General features: G+C 65.1%; 17 protein-coding genes. All 17 read right to left on the reverse strand.

What is annotated here, in order from left to right; genetic code table 11:
• Positions 1-7 precede the first annotated feature (7 nt).
• A complete protein-coding gene (locus tag OVA11_RS19045) occupies positions 8-454 on the reverse strand; it encodes a hypothetical protein (RefSeq protein ID WP_268068798.1) in 447 nt (148 codons plus the stop codon).
• Complete coding sequence (locus OVA11_RS19050) at positions 451-1,272, reverse strand: DUF6441 family protein (RefSeq protein ID WP_268068799.1); 822 nt, start codon at positions 1,270-1,272, stop codon at positions 451-453. The genes OVA11_RS19045 and OVA11_RS19050 overlap by 4 nt, the downstream gene beginning before the upstream one ends.
• Entirely contained in the window at positions 1,262-1,633 is a 372-nt protein-coding gene (locus tag OVA11_RS19055; protein WP_268068800.1) for a hypothetical protein, read from the reverse strand. The genes OVA11_RS19050 and OVA11_RS19055 overlap by 11 nt, the downstream gene beginning before the upstream one ends.
• Positions 1,633-2,193 carry a hypothetical protein gene (locus OVA11_RS19060; RefSeq protein WP_268068801.1) on the reverse strand — a complete coding sequence of 187 codons (561 nt, stop codon included), beginning with the start codon at positions 2,191-2,193 and terminating at the stop codon, positions 1,633-1,635. Before OVA11_RS19060 ends, OVA11_RS19055 begins: the two co-directional genes overlap by 1 nt.
• A 73-nt stretch (positions 2,194-2,266) precedes the next feature.
• Positions 2,267-3,292, reverse strand: coding sequence for a major capsid protein (locus tag OVA11_RS19065; protein ID WP_268068802.1), 1,026 nt, complete (start codon positions 3,290-3,292; stop codon positions 2,267-2,269).
• A 72-nt stretch (positions 3,293-3,364) separates the two neighbouring features.
• Complete coding sequence (locus OVA11_RS19070) at positions 3,365-4,027, reverse strand: head decoration protein (RefSeq protein WP_268068803.1); 663 nt, start codon at positions 4,025-4,027, stop codon at positions 3,365-3,367.
• Between the two features lie 106 nt (positions 4,028-4,133).
• On the reverse strand, positions 4,134-4,472 hold the full coding sequence (locus tag OVA11_RS19075) for a hypothetical protein (RefSeq protein WP_268068804.1): 339 nt from the start codon (positions 4,470-4,472) through the stop codon (positions 4,134-4,136).
• A complete protein-coding gene (locus OVA11_RS19080) occupies positions 4,450-5,619 on the reverse strand; it encodes a S49 family peptidase (protein ID WP_268068805.1) in 1,170 nt (389 codons plus the stop codon). Before OVA11_RS19080 ends, OVA11_RS19075 begins: the two co-directional genes overlap by 23 nt.
• Positions 5,620-5,630: 11 nt before the next feature.
• Positions 5,631-7,250: a phage portal protein gene (locus OVA11_RS19085; RefSeq protein WP_096053508.1), complete on the reverse strand. Its 1,620-nt coding sequence runs from the start codon at positions 7,248-7,250 to the stop codon at positions 5,631-5,633.
• A 1-nt stretch (position 7,251) separates the two neighbouring features.
• On the reverse strand, positions 7,252-7,500 hold the full coding sequence (locus OVA11_RS19090; RefSeq protein ID WP_268068806.1) for a hypothetical protein: 249 nt from the start codon (positions 7,498-7,500) through the stop codon (positions 7,252-7,254).
• Positions 7,500-9,719 carry a terminase gpA endonuclease subunit gene (locus OVA11_RS19095; RefSeq protein ID WP_268068807.1) on the reverse strand — a complete coding sequence of 740 codons (2,220 nt, stop codon included), beginning with the start codon at positions 9,717-9,719 and terminating at the stop codon, positions 7,500-7,502. Before OVA11_RS19095 ends, OVA11_RS19090 begins: the two co-directional genes overlap by 1 nt.
• Positions 9,716-10,396 (reverse strand): hypothetical protein, encoded by a 681-nt coding sequence (locus OVA11_RS19100; RefSeq protein WP_181242648.1) that lies wholly within the window; start codon positions 10,394-10,396, stop codon positions 9,716-9,718. The genes OVA11_RS19095 and OVA11_RS19100 overlap by 4 nt, the downstream gene beginning before the upstream one ends.
• Before the next feature lie 328 nt (positions 10,397-10,724).
• Positions 10,725-11,279 (reverse strand): transcription termination/antitermination NusG family protein, encoded by a 555-nt coding sequence (locus OVA11_RS19105; RefSeq protein ID WP_268068808.1) that lies wholly within the window; start codon positions 11,277-11,279, stop codon positions 10,725-10,727.
• Complete coding sequence (locus OVA11_RS19110) at positions 11,279-12,274, reverse strand: DUF1376 domain-containing protein (protein WP_268068809.1); 996 nt, start codon at positions 12,272-12,274, stop codon at positions 11,279-11,281. The genes OVA11_RS19105 and OVA11_RS19110 overlap by 1 nt, the downstream gene beginning before the upstream one ends.
• Complete coding sequence (locus OVA11_RS19115) at positions 12,271-13,914, reverse strand: SNF2-related protein (RefSeq protein ID WP_096053503.1); 1,644 nt, start codon at positions 13,912-13,914, stop codon at positions 12,271-12,273. Before OVA11_RS19115 ends, OVA11_RS19110 begins: the two co-directional genes overlap by 4 nt.
• A 193-nt stretch (positions 13,915-14,107) precedes the next feature.
• A complete protein-coding gene (locus OVA11_RS19120; protein ID WP_268068810.1) occupies positions 14,108-14,380 on the reverse strand; it encodes a hypothetical protein in 273 nt (90 codons plus the stop codon).
• Positions 14,377-14,739, reverse strand: a complete 363-nt coding sequence (locus OVA11_RS19125) for a hypothetical protein (RefSeq protein ID WP_268068811.1) — start codon at positions 14,737-14,739, stop codon at positions 14,377-14,379. Before OVA11_RS19125 ends, OVA11_RS19120 begins: the two co-directional genes overlap by 4 nt.
• Between the last annotated feature and the right edge of the window lie 3 nt (positions 14,740-14,742).

Consider the following 14,742-nt stretch of genomic DNA (forward strand, 5'->3'; position numbering starts at 1 on the left):
GAAAACCTCAGTCGATCGGTGAATGGCCCGCATAGGTGACGCGGACGGGGATCACGACAGCCGAAGACTTGGCGTCGTAGGCGAAGCGATGGTTCTCGAAATTCGGCGGCCCGATGACCAGCGCGCGCGCGAGGCCACCCAGGGTACGATCGGCATGCAAAGCCGTCTGGATCGCCGCCAGACCCGCACTGAAGCGAGCGGCGCGATGACCATCATCCGCGCGCCGCACGATATACTCCACATGGTAGACCTGAGCGAACTCGACCTCGACCAGATCCTCGCCCAGGCCGAGCACCTCGTTGAGGATTTGCGGCGGCGCAGGAGCCTTGACGACGTTGAGCCACTCGCCGCCCCAGTCCTCGCTGAGGGCCTCGCCGTTGCGAACCACGACGCCGGGAAAGGCTAGCGCCAGAGCGGCGACGATCTCGCCCTGACCTGTGATGATCTTGCTCAAGTTCCCCATCCATTCTTGTCTTGCCAGTCGGCCAGCGCCGCGCCGTACAAGCCGGCAGGTCCCGACGCCGTAACAGGACGCCCCCAGTCATCGACCATCATCGCGGGCATTTCGCGCCAGTCCCTGGAGGCCTGGGTATCGGTGGACAGGCGTTTCCGGAGGTTGCTTTCCACCCGCCCAGCAAAGCTGCGACGCATCTCGGGCACCTGCTTTGGCCAATCCAGGCGGTGCGTCAGATGCACATCCGGGACCAGCCAGAACATCGGGATGTCGACCTGGTTCTTCTGGTTCAGCGGCGTGAAATAGTTTTCCGTCCCGGTCGCCCGACGCCGGGTGAGACGGGTGACGCCGCCGTCCGCTGTCGCTCGTCCCCGGGCGACCAGCATCAGGCCTCCACCCTTCAGGGCAACAACGCGCATCGGCCCGTAGCGGCGCTCGATCTCCTCGGTGCGCTTCTGACCGCGCTTTATCCGCAGAGCATCAGCAGGGCTTCCCTCTATAGGGATCGCGATGAAGGGCTTGCCCTTGATCGGCTCCGCACGGGTGAAGGCGTCGATGATGTGCGCCGCCTTGCTGTACAAAAAGACGGCAGGCGCGTAGCTGAGGCCCTTCGCGGGCTTGAAATCCATTCGCCAAGCATTGGCTAGGCCTTCGCCTAGCCCTGCTTGCTTGACCTCCGCACGCAGCCATTCGAGATCCGCGCGCCCTTCCTCATAGGCAGCATCGCGGATGCCGGTGAGGAGCTGGACCTTCGTCCGCGCCGCCCAGGCCTCTAGATCACCCTTGAGCGCCAGCTCAATGCGAAAATCACGGAACAACGTCTTCCCGATCGGGCATCGCCAGCGGCCCCCAGAGGAAGCGGCCACCCGGCTTCGGCTTCATGTCTTCGGACAACCGCTTGACGCAGAGCACGCCCAGCTCGTCGCGATAGCGCACCCACCAGGTCTTTCCCGGCCGAGCGAGCGCTGTCGCCGGCTGGTAGTCTGCTGCGTCGAGATGCAAGGCGTCGGCGATCACGCCCGTGCGACTGACGAACCCGTCTATCGTCTCCTCGACCCAGTCACGCCGCACCGCGCCGCGAACCGTACGCCAGCCACCCGTTGGCGGGCAGACTTCCAGATCGGACCAGAGGTGATCGCGAACGGCGTTCGCGACGCGGGCGGCGTGCTCAGGTCGCATCAGAGATGCACGATCTCTTGCCGAGCGTTTTCAACCTCGGCGACCGTGGCTTGCCGGATCTTGCCTGCGGCAAGCCACTTGGCGGCCTTAGCCGCGCCGACCGTGATGATCCGCCCTCGCGCCAGGTCCTCGATCTTCGAGGTCTGCAACACATAGTGACCATCGGCGGGACGCGAAGCTGTACGACGCGGCGCGGGCGCGCCGGCCTCCGAAAGCTTGGCGTCCAACTCGGTGATGACATCGCGCGCAGACGCCAGATCGCGGCCGCGCTCAGCGACCAGATCGCCAAGACGAACGACCTCCTGCTTCAGCTCGCCGATCGCAGTCGCGCCGGCCGATAGCGCTTCGTCGCGCTCCTTGGTCACAGTTTCAAGCTTGGAGGTCAGCTCGCCGATCTCGGCCTGCAGAGTCTCGACGTGAGCGTTGGCAGCGGCCAAAGCGACGCCTGGATCAGCCTGATCCGCCAACAGATCGGGCGCGTCGGACTTGCCGCCCGAGCCCTTGTCGGCCGCCATCAGGGCCATGGCGGACACCGCCGCCATCATGTGAAGCGAGCGCATGCTTCGCCTCCTTCAGAAAAGGTGAAAAGACCCGCCGCCCGGATTGCCGGGCGGCGGCAGGCGGGAGGAAGCGTTAGCCGGGATCGGCGGCGGATCTGGCCTTGAACAGCACCTCGGGACGGGTGCAGATGTTCAGCGGGTTCGACTGCGCCTCGAGGTCGATCTGCTTCTCGCCGGTCTTATCCAGCGAGGCCATGGCGTAGCGCGGCAGGCCGATCCGGTTGACGGCGCTGAACCAAGGCGCCGGCGCGAACACCGTCTGGAACAGCTTGGGCACGCCCAGCGGAATGAAGCGGGCTTCATCCGGGGCGATCTCGACATCGCCATAGCCCGGATACTGCTCGAACACCGCGCCGCCATAGCGGAAGATGTCCAGCGCATCGCTACCGCGCAGATCGGCCGCTTCCTGCTGCGCCAGATAGGTCTCGCGCATTTCGGGATGGTTCGAGGCGTCGCGGAAGAAATCCTCGCCGCACATGATGTGAACGCCACGCACAGCGCTGTTCTTCAGAGCGCGGCGCATGTTGTTCTTCACGTCGCCGATCAGGCCGCGAACGCGACCGCCGTCGGATTCAGCCCAGGCGGCGCCCAGGTCGAAGTAGACGGTGTCCGGCTCGGCGATGCCGAACTCGTCGAAGTAGTCGTAGATGACCGAACCATCGGCATCGAGCACCACGCCCTGGATGGCGCCGAGGCGGTGATATTCCAGGGTGTTGTCCAGCGACATCGCCATGTTCTGATTTTTCTCGTCGCGAACCTGCTGCACGCCGACCAGGTCGCTTTCCGAGCCGAAGGCGCGAACGTCCTGGACTTCATCGGCCAGGATCTCGTCAGTGACCGAGATGTGCGGGATGCGGAACTCGCGGCCTTCGCGCTTGTTGGTCGACATCGGCGTGCCGGGCCCACCGCGCGGGCTGGTCGGGACGATCTGGAGCGTCGAGCCCTTCTTCTCGATGAAGATCGACGTCGTGCGCACGCCGCGCTCTTCGAAGATGCCCAGCTCGGCGAAGCGCTGCGGAGGCGTTTCGCTTTCGTTGATGGCGGCAGTCAGGTCCATCATGGTGAACAGGCTGCTGCGGAACACGTTGACCAAGGACATGGTCGAACCTTTCTGTGAAATGTGGGTCTTGGCCGACGTGGTCCCACGAGGCCGATGGATGGCAGGCCCGCCTTAGCGGGCCTTGACGCCCTGGGTTCGCAGGCTGGCCAGGGCGGCGTTCTTCTGGTTGGTGGTGTGACCGTTCCACGCCAGGAGGGCGGCCTTGACCTCGCAGTTGAGGTTGTGGACGACGGCTTTCTGGGTCACGCCGACGGCGGTCTTCACGGGCGCGAACAGGATCGCGGTAGCGACCTGGGTGCCATCGGTCGCCGCAGGATCATGAGGCTTGTACTGACCTTCGTTGGCGTGCGCCGCGTCCGCGACCAGCATCGTCCAGGCGTCGCCGGCGACGTAGTCGGTCGCGCCATCCGGGAAGGTCCCGCTGAGGCCGCCGATATTGAAGGCCGCGCCGACGACGCCATGCCCGATATCGACACCGCCGGGATCGGAGATCACGAACGAACCGGCGTTGGCGGCCGGTTCGATGATCCGCATCTTGTAGGCCCCGATCGGCGTGCCGACCGCGACCGTGATGGTCGGCGCCGCGCCGTTGCCGGTATTGCCAGCCTCGGCCGTGAGCGTGGCGGTGAGAGCGCCGATCGTCACCTGCCCCAGAACCTGCCCAGCCAGCAGATCCTGGTTGGGCGCGATGACGATGGTGTCTCGGCTCAGCGCACCGGGCGCTTCCGAGATGATGTGTTCGCCGGCAGAGCGGCGTTCGGTCATGACGGACATGACGCGGTCTCCTCAAGAGGGGCCGGATAGCCGGCGATTTTTCGGGGGAGGATTGCGAGCGAACCCGGCTCGCAACGGGTCGGGACGCCTAGCGCCCGCTCGGGCGCTAGGCGGCGCGCGAGGCCGACGCCTTACGGCGGCGATAGATGGCCTCAGGATCGAGGCGCTTGGTCAGAGCGGCGTCGAGCGTGCCGCCGCTCGGAGCCAGGTTCGGGTCGCGAACACGATCGGCGAGGCCGGTCTCCTTGCCCGCCGAAGCCAGCAGCTCCTTGGCGGCCGCAACCGTCATGCCCGGTTGGAAGGCCAGCTTCTTGGCCAGCTTCTCGCGACCACGCGCTTCAGGCAGGTCGAGCACAGCCTGGGCGACCTTGGCGTTGACCTTGGCGGCCGTCGGCTCGTCTTCGCCGCCTTCAGCCTCGGCCTCATCCTCGGACCTCGGTGTCATCGGCCTGGTCTTCGCCCTCGGGCGCAGCGTCTTCGCCATCTTCGGGCATTTCGGCCATGGCGGCCCGGATCTGATCATTGTTGAGGCCGGCCTTTTTCAAGCCAGCCAGGACTTCACTGCGCTTCACGTCAGTCTCCTTCGCGGGGGATAGAGCCCCGGGCGCCTTGGCGGGCGGGGCAGGGGAAATCGGGGTCGCAAGCGAGGCCTTCAGGGCCTCAAACGCCTCGCGCTCGGTCATCACGGCGTCGATCAGCCCGACCTTGAGCGCCGAATAGGCCGGATCGTCGCTGTCGCCGTAGAAGCAGCCGGCCTGGGTGCCGATCACGACCTCTTCGGTCAGGTTTTCGCGGCCCTTGAGCACGTCGGCGACGAACCAGCGGCCGCACTGCTGCACATCCGCGTTCAAATCAGTCTTCGCCGTCTCCGAGAGCGGCTCGTCCCAAGCGCCATCAGTCTTTTTCAGGCCGAACTTGAACTTGGTGATGGTGAGACCGTCGGCAGAGAGACCCTTGCTCGCCTCACAGTGGCCAATGACCGCGCCGATCGATCCGACGCCGCTCTCGCGGGCGGCGACAACATGATCACCTTGGGCGACGATCCAGTACGCCGCCGAATAGGCCCGCTCGCAGAAAAACCAGATGGGCTTGCCGCCCGCCTTGGCGCGATTTTCTCGAAGAAACTTGGCGAGCTGCGGCAAACCAGCGGCGGCAATACCGCCATTGCAGCGGATGCGCCCAAAGACAGCCCGCACATTCGCGTCGGCGGCCATCTCCTCGAACGCCATCAGCAGGGTGTCATAGCCGTGATACCAGCAGTCGCCCCAGCCAAAGCCCTCCTCCATCAGCGGGCCATCGACTTCAATGACACCGACGCCATCCTTCAGCGCCCAGCCAAAGCCGATGTGCTCAGGCTCACCCATCCAGCGCGGCAGGGCGACCATCGGCTCGGTGACGCACGCGCCATCGTGCTCGGCGGAAGCCTCGGCGCGGAAAAGGCGGCGCGCGCCGCCGATGAACGCCGATAGAGCCGAACGCCGTTCGCCGGTCGCCACCACGCCCAGCATCTGGGCATAGGGCAGCACCGAGCTTTCGAGCATCAGCAAGGGTCGGCCGGTCAGCTCGGCCGCCAGAAGAGCGGGATTGCGCATTTGAGGTGTCCCTAGGGGTTTGGCTTGTCGTCTTCAGACGTGCCCCGCATCGCCATCATGGCGGCCAGGGCAGGAGGGGTCAGACCAGCGTCGTGCCACATCCCCTTTTGACGCTTCAGGCCCGCGAGGTTCAGGTCGAAGTCGATACCCTGCTCGGCCGCGACATCTTCCCAGTTGTTGAAGCCCGCCTCGACTTGCAGGATCGCACCGGCGGGCTCCTTGACCGGATCGACCCAGCCCCGTGCCGGACCCAGCCAACGGCCGCGCAGATAGGCGGCGGGACGCTCATAGAGGTCCTCCCAGGTCGCACCGTTGGGAAGTTCGATCTTGCCTTGGTCGATGCCATCCTCGGTGACGGCGAGCAGCCACGGCGTAGCCACCATCATCGCCACCATCGAGCGCTGGCGTTGGATGCCGCGCCAGACCTCGATCAGCGCCGCGCGCGCCGAGGAATAGTTCACCTTCGACCAGTCCATCGCGATCTGCTCGTAGGTGATGCCCAGCGACGAGGCGATCGACCGCAGGAAGACGGTCGTAAAGCTTTCGAACGCGACCGTTTCACGCGGCGTCGTGAGGAACTTCAGCTCGTCGCCCGGGAACAGGTGCTGGATCCTCGCACCGGCAAGGCGCGGATCGGCGGTCTCGTAGAATTTTTGCCGCAGATCCTGGTAGCCGGCGGTCGCCGACGACATCAGGTGATCTTGAGCGACGGCCGGATCGAAGCTTGAAACGATCGTCCCCGCGAACAGAGAGTTGATCGTGCTGTTGGCCAGCTCGTTGTCAGTGAGCCGCGACGCACCCTTGAAGCGCGCCAGCCCAGCCACCAGACGGGAGACACCGCGCGACTGGCCAGGCCGACGCTTTTCGAACAGGTGAGTGACCTTGGGCCGACCGTACGGCTCGTTGCGCTCGACCCGCTCCCAAGTCATGGACTTAGATGTCGAGCCTAGAACATCACCAGGGTGGGCGTTGCGGAAGTGGTAGGCGATCGGGGCGTTGTAGCGGTCCTTCTCGACGCCACCGCGAATGTGATCATCGTCAGCGACGCCATTGGGGTTGGATAGACGGTCGCTGTCCAGGACCTGGACGCAGGTTCGGAAACCCCAGCCCGGCCGCTCGCGCATGCGCAAAACAGAGACACCGTCGCCCGTGACCTCCGCCTCCATCACTTGAAGGTAGAGCAGCCATGAAGCGGTCAGTGTGTCTTCGGCGTCGCACCGACACAGCGGATCTTCACCCCAGAGCCGGTAGTTGCTTTCGATCTGCGACCCGAGCGTTTGAGCCTGTTCTTCGGTGATGCCCAAGGCTTGCGCATCAGGCCGGATAATCGGCCGCCAGCCCGCGCCGACCAGCATGTCAAGTTTGCGATCGACGCCGCCCTGAGCCCAGGGCTCGTTCTGCATCAGCTCGCGCGTGCGCGCGACCGCCAGGTCTCGTGACCAGAGCCAACTCGCGTCGGCCGATTGCTGCGACGGCAGCCATCCGCCGACATCCTGACCACGCGTCTGGCCGGCCTTGTAGCCGACATTGAAAGACAGGTCGGTGCCCTCGCGGTTAGCCATGGCGCGGACGGCGGCGCCGATCCCTTGCGGAAGCGGGGAGCCCGTCGGGCCGAGAAGTTGCCGATCCATACTAGGCCCCGAACGTCGGCGTAATCGCGCCGCCGCTGACGACGCCGCCACCAAGGCGATTGACGATCGAGCGCGCCTCGAAGATCGCCCGGGACAGTTCCTGCATCGAAACCGGATCGGCGTATTCGACGCCGCCGACCTCGTACTTCACCGACTTGACCTGGACGCCCTTGAAGCGGTCCAGCTCCGCAGCCTCCAGCGCGGCCAACCGGGCTGTCGCCAGTTCCAGATTTTCGCGCCAGTTGGCCATCAGGTTCCTCTCATGTCGCGTGCAAGCTTGAGCAGCGGGTGGACGTTTTCGACGGGATCGTCGGCAGGCGGCGGCGAACGGCGTTCGGGAGCAGCGGCGGGCGCGTTGGCCGGTGGCAGCGCAGGAGCGCCAGACCACAGACCCTCGAGAGGTAGTTGACCCTCGCGCGACGGTTCTCGCCGCCGCTCCGCAATCAGCCGCTTCCAGTCTTCCTCGGTCATCACGTCAGGCAGGAATGACCAGGCGATGGCGTGGCAGTAGACGGCCATGTCCAACTGCTCGTTGCGGACACCCTTGACCGGTTCCCAGATCTCGTACTTTCGAGGCGGCTTTTTCGAAGGGTCTGGCGGCAGCAGGACTTCAGCCGTCATCTGCTGGAAATCCAGCTCGGAAGCCGTGCCCTCGAGCGTGACTGATCCCGGCAGATGCTCGCCCAGCTCGACCCCCGCCAGGGTTTGGGCCAGGCCGAAGTAGATTTCCTTTTTTATGCCGTGCGTACCGACGAGGTAGAGCTGGACTTCGCCGACCACTCGACGCCCGACCTTCGCCTTTCGGCGGGTGCCCGCCTCGATCGGGAAGGTCTGTTTCTTTTCCTTTTCGGACGCACCCTTCAGCGCCATCACGTTCGGGCGGCCCATGCAGAACACGTAAGCCCGGTTCGTGTGGTGCCCGCCCGTATCGACGCCCACGCGGTCAAAGCCGATCGGCCGACAGGCGTCACCTTCGTAGGTTCGCTTGGTAATGTCGGCCATCTCCGACCAAGCTCTTGGATCGACCGGCGGGATCGGGATGATGCCGCTGTCAATCCGCGCGTAGCGCCTTCCCTTGGCGCCCTCGGGTAGCGGCCCCGCGGGACCGACCACCCACACCGCCCATTCGAGGCGGTCACCCTGAACGTCTACGGCCAGGAACACCGTCCAAGCCCAGGGCGGGATGCGTCCGCGCTCGACCATGGCGATGGCCGCAGCCTCGGTGCGCTTCTCGTAGAGACGCGCGGTCGCCGGGCGATCATAAGCTGCCTCGAACGGCAACCCGAGCACTTGCTGCCAGAACGTGACCAGGGCCTCGGGATCGTCGGACTTCATTGCCTCGTCGAACTCGACGAAAATCCGCGACCAGGTCGTGAACGGCGAATAAGCTTGCCAGATACCGTCGAAGGACGGGTCGCGCCCCTCGAGGAGCGCGCCCTGACAGTCCGGACCCCGGCGGCCTAGCCAGTATTCCCACGCGCCGTGTTCGATACACGGCGGCGGCGGGATGTTCGGATGTTCAAGATCCGGTGTGCCGTCCGCCTTCTGGTGCTGGAAGCAAGCCAGCCAACCACCGTTTCCGGCGTCGGCCTGGTCCAGCATCCAGCGCTTATGCTCGTGGCCGATAGGCTCGCCGCAACTGTTCGATTGGCAGATGAAGAACGGTCGTCCGCCCTCGCACTGCATGTTCTCCCAAAGCAGGAGCTGCTTGGCGTTACAGTGCGGGCAGGGAACGTAGTACTTTTCGTGCGTACGCCGTTCGATCTCGACCGTGACTGGGCAGTCGCCGACGAACTTGGGCGTGCCGCCACCCAACTCCTTGGCGTCATCGCCCCAGGCCAGTGTCCGGGTCCGGCCCTGACGGATCGGCGAACCCCGGCCGCCGACATCGCGAGGATAGGACGAGGGCTCTTCGAAGATCAGCAGGCCGATGTCGGACTGCTGAAGCTGGGCTTCGGAACCGGCGTTCGCGATCTTTAGGAAGCCGCCGCGAAACCGCTTGTGGTACTTGGTCGAGCTGTTCTCGGCCCCGGCCTTCACGGCCATGATCTTCAGACCGACCTTGGGCGAGGCCCGGATGTTCGGCGAGAAGACTTCCTTCTCGAAGTCCTTCTGCTTTTGATCGCTAGCGCAAACGACCATGGCCGAACGCGGCGCGGTGTCGATGCAGTGCATCGCCGAGTTTAGGAAGACCTGCGTCTTTCCGGTCTTTGCCGACCATCGCAGCCAGACCGATCCGCAAGGATGATCGACGCCGCTGACGTCCATCGGCCGCCGCATGTACGGCGCGACGCTGGTCTTCCACCGGCCGGTGATCCTCGCGCCAGACTCTGGCGAGATGTACCGATACTCGTCGGACCAGACCGAGACAGTTTGTTCGACTGGCGGCGTCGCATTTGCGGCGACCGCCGAGAACATCACCGCCCACCCGACCGCCAGGCCAGGGAACTGCGATCGAAGCGCGCTCATGCGACGGCAGCGTTCGCCTTGCCAGCGCGCAGCCGAACCGCGTGCGCGGCGAGCGTCATCAGCCTATCCAGGGCCTCGCCCGTGCTCTCGTTGCCAGCAGCCAGCGCCTTGCCGATCCGCGTCGCGAAGCGATCCTGACCAACACGGTCGTATCGCTTGAGGGCCGCTCGTAGGGTGCGAACCTTCTCAGACGGCAGGCCAAGCTCCGCCGCCAGACGTTCAGCGAAATCGGCGCGAACCTCGACAAACGCGGCGCGCATCTCGACGATCGCCTCTGCTGCACCGGCGTCGACCTCAGCCACATCGGTCAGCTTACCTTCCTCGGCGGCCTCTTCGCGAAGCTCGCGACGCAACTGGACAGCCTTGAGCTGGCGATGCTCGTCCAGCTTGACGGGCTCGTCCCGCGCCGCCGACGTGGGATTGGGCGTCGGCGGCGCGGCCTCGGTGGCGGGAACGCTATGCAGCGCCTCACCGCTCATCACCGACCGGGTGTAGTTGTTCTTTCGATGATCGCGCACGGCCTCAAAGTCGACCATGACCTCGCGGCCGACTTTCCCCAGCTTCAGGCTATGGGCGTCGCAATACCGCGAGAGCGCCGACCGCTCGATGACGTCGCCGGCAGCCGTCAGCAGCTCGGCGGCGCGAGCCACTGACACCCGCCCGATAGGACCGGACATGTGTGCTCAACCGTGATGAAGGGAAACGTGCAATCCGTGCGCCTTTGCGCGCGGCTCACACAAGAAAGCGAGCGCGACTTTGAACGCGCCGTATCCCTCAGAGGCCCGGAAGGACCCGCGAAGGTAGGCCGAGGGCCTCGTCAGCGGACGATCCGCCGCGCGATCGGATCGCCGATGTTGCCTTTAGGCACGAAAAAGCCCGCACGATCGGACGACCGGCGGGCTTTCAGTCAGGGGAATGGGTGGCCTAGATGGCTGCCGCACCCGGCCTCGCTAGAGCGTGGCCAAGGTGCAGAGCGATTGCCTTAGATGGCTGCCGCACCCAGCCTTACTTCAGTGTGGCCAAGGTGACGACTTTGGACGTCTCGCGTCCGAGTAGGTTGAATAAGATCTCTGCGCGAGTCTTGTCAACCGGCTGAACGAAGATCGCGTCAAGGTCTCCAGCCTCACCCGCGTACCGAACAGCATCGCCACGCTGCCAGCGCTCGGGCTCAGGCGCGGCCTGGGCGACCTTGATGAACCCGTTTTCTTCCCGCGCCTGAAGCGCTTCGATGATGCGCGGTGGCACGGCAACAGGACGCTGGTCAGGCCCGACGAAGACCGAGGACACGCCGATCGTGCCGTACATCGACCGCCACCATCCGATCGATGCGTCGCTCAACCGGACGAACAGATACCGAGGGAAGAACGGCCGGATGTTCAGACCGCCCTTCGGATTGCGCGGCGTCTTCGGCGCCTCGCTCACCGCTAGAGGCACATAGACCTCGAACTTCTGGGCCTCCAAGCGCGCACGAGCGGTGCGATCCATGCCGGGCTTGGCGACCACGACACACCACCGGCCGACCAGGTCAGCACCATCCTCACCACCACCAAAGTCAGCCATCACGCCACCCCTCTTTGAACGTCTCCGAGCACATAGCCCATTGATTTTATTGGAAACCATGCTCGCGCAAGTTCATCGCGAGCGTACCCATTTGCTGGCAAGACAGCCTGCCCTCCAGGGTCATACCGGGCCGGATCGAGGTACTTCCGCACGAAGCTTTCGCCCTGCGTCTCGCACAGCTTTCGCCGCAGCTCCGGCGGGCCTTCGAAGCGGAAAAGGTCCACGGCAGCCGCAACGACAGCGACGGCTGGCACGAAGTCAGCCCAGCGCCCGAGCGCAAACCATTCGGCGATCGCCTTCGGCTGGCCGCTCGATCCCCAGGCGGACTTGTCCGCAGCATAGGCCGAGCCCGCAGCGATCAGCCGCTCGGCTGCCGCGCCAGCGACTAGCTCAGCTCGGATGACCTTGCGCAGCTCCCGCTTGCCCGACCGGCGCAAGCCAACCTCGGGCCACACGCCCCAGAGCGCCCCCACGACCTGTTCGACAACCTCATCGAGGTCGCGCGCGCATACGCCTGGTGAGGAAGCGATAGCTTCCGAACTACTCTTGTCTTGTCTACTCTTGTCTAGGGCTGTAAGTGTCTGATTTTCAACGCTTTCAAGGTCGAGAAGTGGCGGGTTCTTTCCGACACCTTCCGACTTCTCCTCGACACCTGCCGACTTCTCCCCGACTTCCGCCCGACCTGACCGCGTCGTGACGCCCTTAACCGAGCGCCTCTCGTCCTCGAATTTGGCGTTAGAGATGTAGTGCTCGCCATCGACTTCGAAGCGGATCAGCTTCCGCTTTTCGATAAGCCGATTGAGGATCGGATTGAGCTTCTGAACGGCGCAGCCGCAATGCCCTGCGATGTAGCCACGATTGTCCTCAAGCGGGCGCCACGTCAGGTACAAAAGGTCGATGACCGTATTGTAGACCCCACGCTCCTCCAGCGTCATCGACACCATGCCCTGGAGCGCCGCGCCAGGATCTCGGCGATAGAAGTTCTCGCGCTTCATGCTGCCTCCGACCGGTTGAGGTACCGCTGCACCAGGCTCTGGAGCTTGCTGACATCGCGCGTGACGATGCGCTCTTCGCCCGGATCGACGATGCCGTGCGCTTGGCTGGCCTTGAGGCCGTTGACGTCCATCATGGGCGGATCGGAGCCATCGACAGCGACGAGGAAGATCGCCGTCACCGGCTCTGGCCAGCAGGCCTGACCCTCGCGATTGAGACGCCCGATGCACTGCGCATGCATCTGCGGCGACCAATCCAACTCGCCGAAGATGGTGACCTTGGCGCGGGCCTGGAGCCCGTCGAGCCCGGCGCCCGAGCGCAGGCTCATGATGAAGATATCGCTCTCTCCAGCCAGGAAACGGCGCTTGGCCTCTTCCTTGCGCGCTGGCGTCTCGGTACCGGTGTACATCACCGGATTGAGGTCACTCAGCTCGCTCAGCCAGATGTCGTAGACGTCTCGGTGCCAGCCCAGAAGGATCAGCGGCTCGCCCGCTTCGGCCACGATCCGAGCGTACTTCGCCACGGCCTTGGCCTTGGCGACGCCCGTGTTGAGCCGCATCATCATGTCCAGCTCGCGCACGGCCTGACCGCGCTCTTCGAACGTGCCCGTCGAGGCCCGGATAGCCAGCGCGTGCGCCAGGTGCTCGACCCGCTCCAGGGCCTCGACCTCATGGTCGATCGTCTGGACGATGATGTTGGGCTTTGGCCCCGGCGAGACCTTGCGGATCATCGCATGCTGCTCTCGCAGATACGTGCCCAAAGCCTCAGGATCTTGGACTTCCCGGCCGCTACCACACCATTCGCGCGCGAAGTCTTCGTACTCGCCCAGCACCTCAGGGCGGCAGTACTGCATGATGCGCCAGATCTCGTTGCCATAGTTGAACACCGGCGTGCCGGTCATCACCATGCGCATCGCCGAGGCTTCGGCTAGACGCAGCGCCGCGACACCCTTCTGGGTGTCGGTTCCGTGCCGCAGCTCATGCGCCTCGTCGAAGATCACGAGACCGGTCCCGAGCATATCCAGCACGTCCGCCCAGCCCTGGAGCTGGGTGTAGGAGAACACCCGCACATCGCACGGCGGCAGCGGGTAGGGCTTCGTTGTCGAAATGACGTGCGGTTCGAGCGTCGTGAACTCGCGCAGCTTCTGAGCCCACTGGCCTCGCAGGTGCGTCGGGCAGACGACGGTCGCCGGCAGCGCGCCGGGCAACAGGCACGCCCCGCCGCCGGTATAGGTCTTGCCCAGCCCCATCTCGTCGCCGACCAGCACGCCGCCAAACCGCCGCACCATCTCGATTGCGCGCGCCTGGTGCGCCCGGATCTCTTGGCCAGGACGCAGGCCCGCGAGCAGCGTCGGCTGATAGTCCGGCGCCAGGATGGCGGCCATTTCGTCCTGCACCCGCACGAACGCCGTTCGTCGCCGCTCCAGCTCGGCCAGATCACCGGCAGAGGCCTGCAAGGGGTAGCGCTGCAAGAACCAACTCACGTCGGCCGAAGTCGCCTCATTGGCCGGCAACTTGAACGGCCCGGCCGAGGCCTTGGGCACGCTAGGGAAGATCGCCTTGAGCTTGATAGCAACGTGGGGCTCGACGTCCTCAAGCACCCAGCATTCGCCAGCGCGCGCCAGCTTTCCATAGGTCCTCACGCGACCCTCCCATCCGGGCCGATGCCGCGCTCGCGCCGCAAACGGATGAGCCTCAGCCGCGCTTCGCGCACGGTTAGGATACGCCCGTCTGGCACTGGGTCAGGCCGCCCCGCCCATGCCGCCAACAAGCGCTCATCGGCGGTGAGGCCCGGCGGGACCACGACCGGGATTGGCCGAAAGAACTGCACGCTCCTCATGGCGCCGACACCAGAGGCGCCAGCGGCAAGAGCCTACCCTCGCGAAAGGCTTCGATCAGACGCTCGGCGAGATCGCACATAGCGTCCTCACCATGCATGGCGACACCCTCATCCCAGGCCTCTCGCACCCGCTCAGCCGCCCGATCCCCAAACCAGATCGCCTGAAGCCGCCTAGACGCGTCGATCCAACGCAGCGCCACGCCATAGTCGACGCCCGCCGCCAGCGCGGCCCCGTAAACCGGAAAGCTGACAGACTTCGGATCAATCACAGCCAAGCCTCCCCGAGGTTGACCACAGCCACCGGCTTGCCGCCGATCGTGGCGGGCAGAATGATGCTCCGGCCGGTGGCCAGCACGATCCCTTCGACGGCGGCATGCTCGGCATAGCGCTGCAACTGCCGTTCGATCTTTGCCCGGACCGCGCCATGGACCTTGGCCTCGACGACAAACCGGCCATCAATCAGCCAGTCAGGCCGATCACGCCCGCTTAGGCGATGTTCACGAGAGATCGCTACGCCCGGAAACGCCGCGCGCAGATGCGCGTCGATCGCCAACTGGCAGTCACTTTCGCGCTTGAGGGGAAAACACCCGCGACCGAGCACCCTGGCGACTTCACCGACACTCACCATGAC

This window comes from Caulobacter sp. SL161 (assembly GCF_026672375.1).
GTDB lineage: Bacteria > Pseudomonadota > Alphaproteobacteria > Caulobacterales > Caulobacteraceae > Caulobacter.

Coding starts and splice junctions, on each gene's coding strand:
- OVA11_RS19055 (WP_268068800.1), bottom strand. CDS start 1,633: ATGCGACCTGAGCACGCCGCCCGCGTCGCGAACGCCGTTCGCGATCAC.
- OVA11_RS19060 (WP_268068801.1), bottom strand. CDS start 2,193: ATGCGCTCGCTTCACATGATGGCGGCGGTGTCCGCCATGGCCCTGATG.
- OVA11_RS19065 (WP_268068802.1), bottom strand. CDS start 3,292: ATGTCCTTGGTCAACGTGTTCCGCAGCAGCCTGTTCACCATGATGGAC.
- OVA11_RS19070 (WP_268068803.1), bottom strand. CDS start 4,027: ATGTCCGTCATGACCGAACGCCGCTCTGCCGGCGAACACATCATCTCG.
- OVA11_RS19075 (WP_268068804.1), bottom strand. CDS start 4,472: ATGACACCGAGGTCCGAGGATGAGGCCGAGGCTGAAGGCGGCGAAGAC.
- OVA11_RS19080 (WP_268068805.1), bottom strand. CDS start 5,619: ATGCGCAATCCCGCTCTTCTGGCGGCCGAGCTGACCGGCCGACCCTTG.
- OVA11_RS19085 (WP_096053508.1), bottom strand. CDS start 7,250: ATGGATCGGCAACTTCTCGGCCCGACGGGCTCCCCGCTTCCGCAAGGG.
- OVA11_RS19090 (WP_268068806.1), bottom strand. CDS start 7,500: ATGGCCAACTGGCGCGAAAATCTGGAACTGGCGACAGCCCGGTTGGCC.
- OVA11_RS19095 (WP_268068807.1), bottom strand. CDS start 9,719: ATGAGCGCGCTTCGATCGCAGTTCCCTGGCCTGGCGGTCGGGTGGGCG.
- OVA11_RS19100 (WP_181242648.1), bottom strand. CDS start 10,396: ATGTCCGGTCCTATCGGGCGGGTGTCAGTGGCTCGCGCCGCCGAGCTG.
- OVA11_RS19105 (WP_268068808.1), bottom strand. CDS start 11,279: ATGGCTGACTTTGGTGGTGGTGAGGATGGTGCTGACCTGGTCGGCCGG.
- OVA11_RS19110 (WP_268068809.1), bottom strand. CDS start 12,274: ATGAAGCGCGAGAACTTCTATCGCCGAGATCCTGGCGCGGCGCTCCAG.
- OVA11_RS19125 (WP_268068811.1), bottom strand. CDS start 14,739: ATGGTGAGTGTCGGTGAAGTCGCCAGGGTGCTCGGTCGCGGGTGTTTT.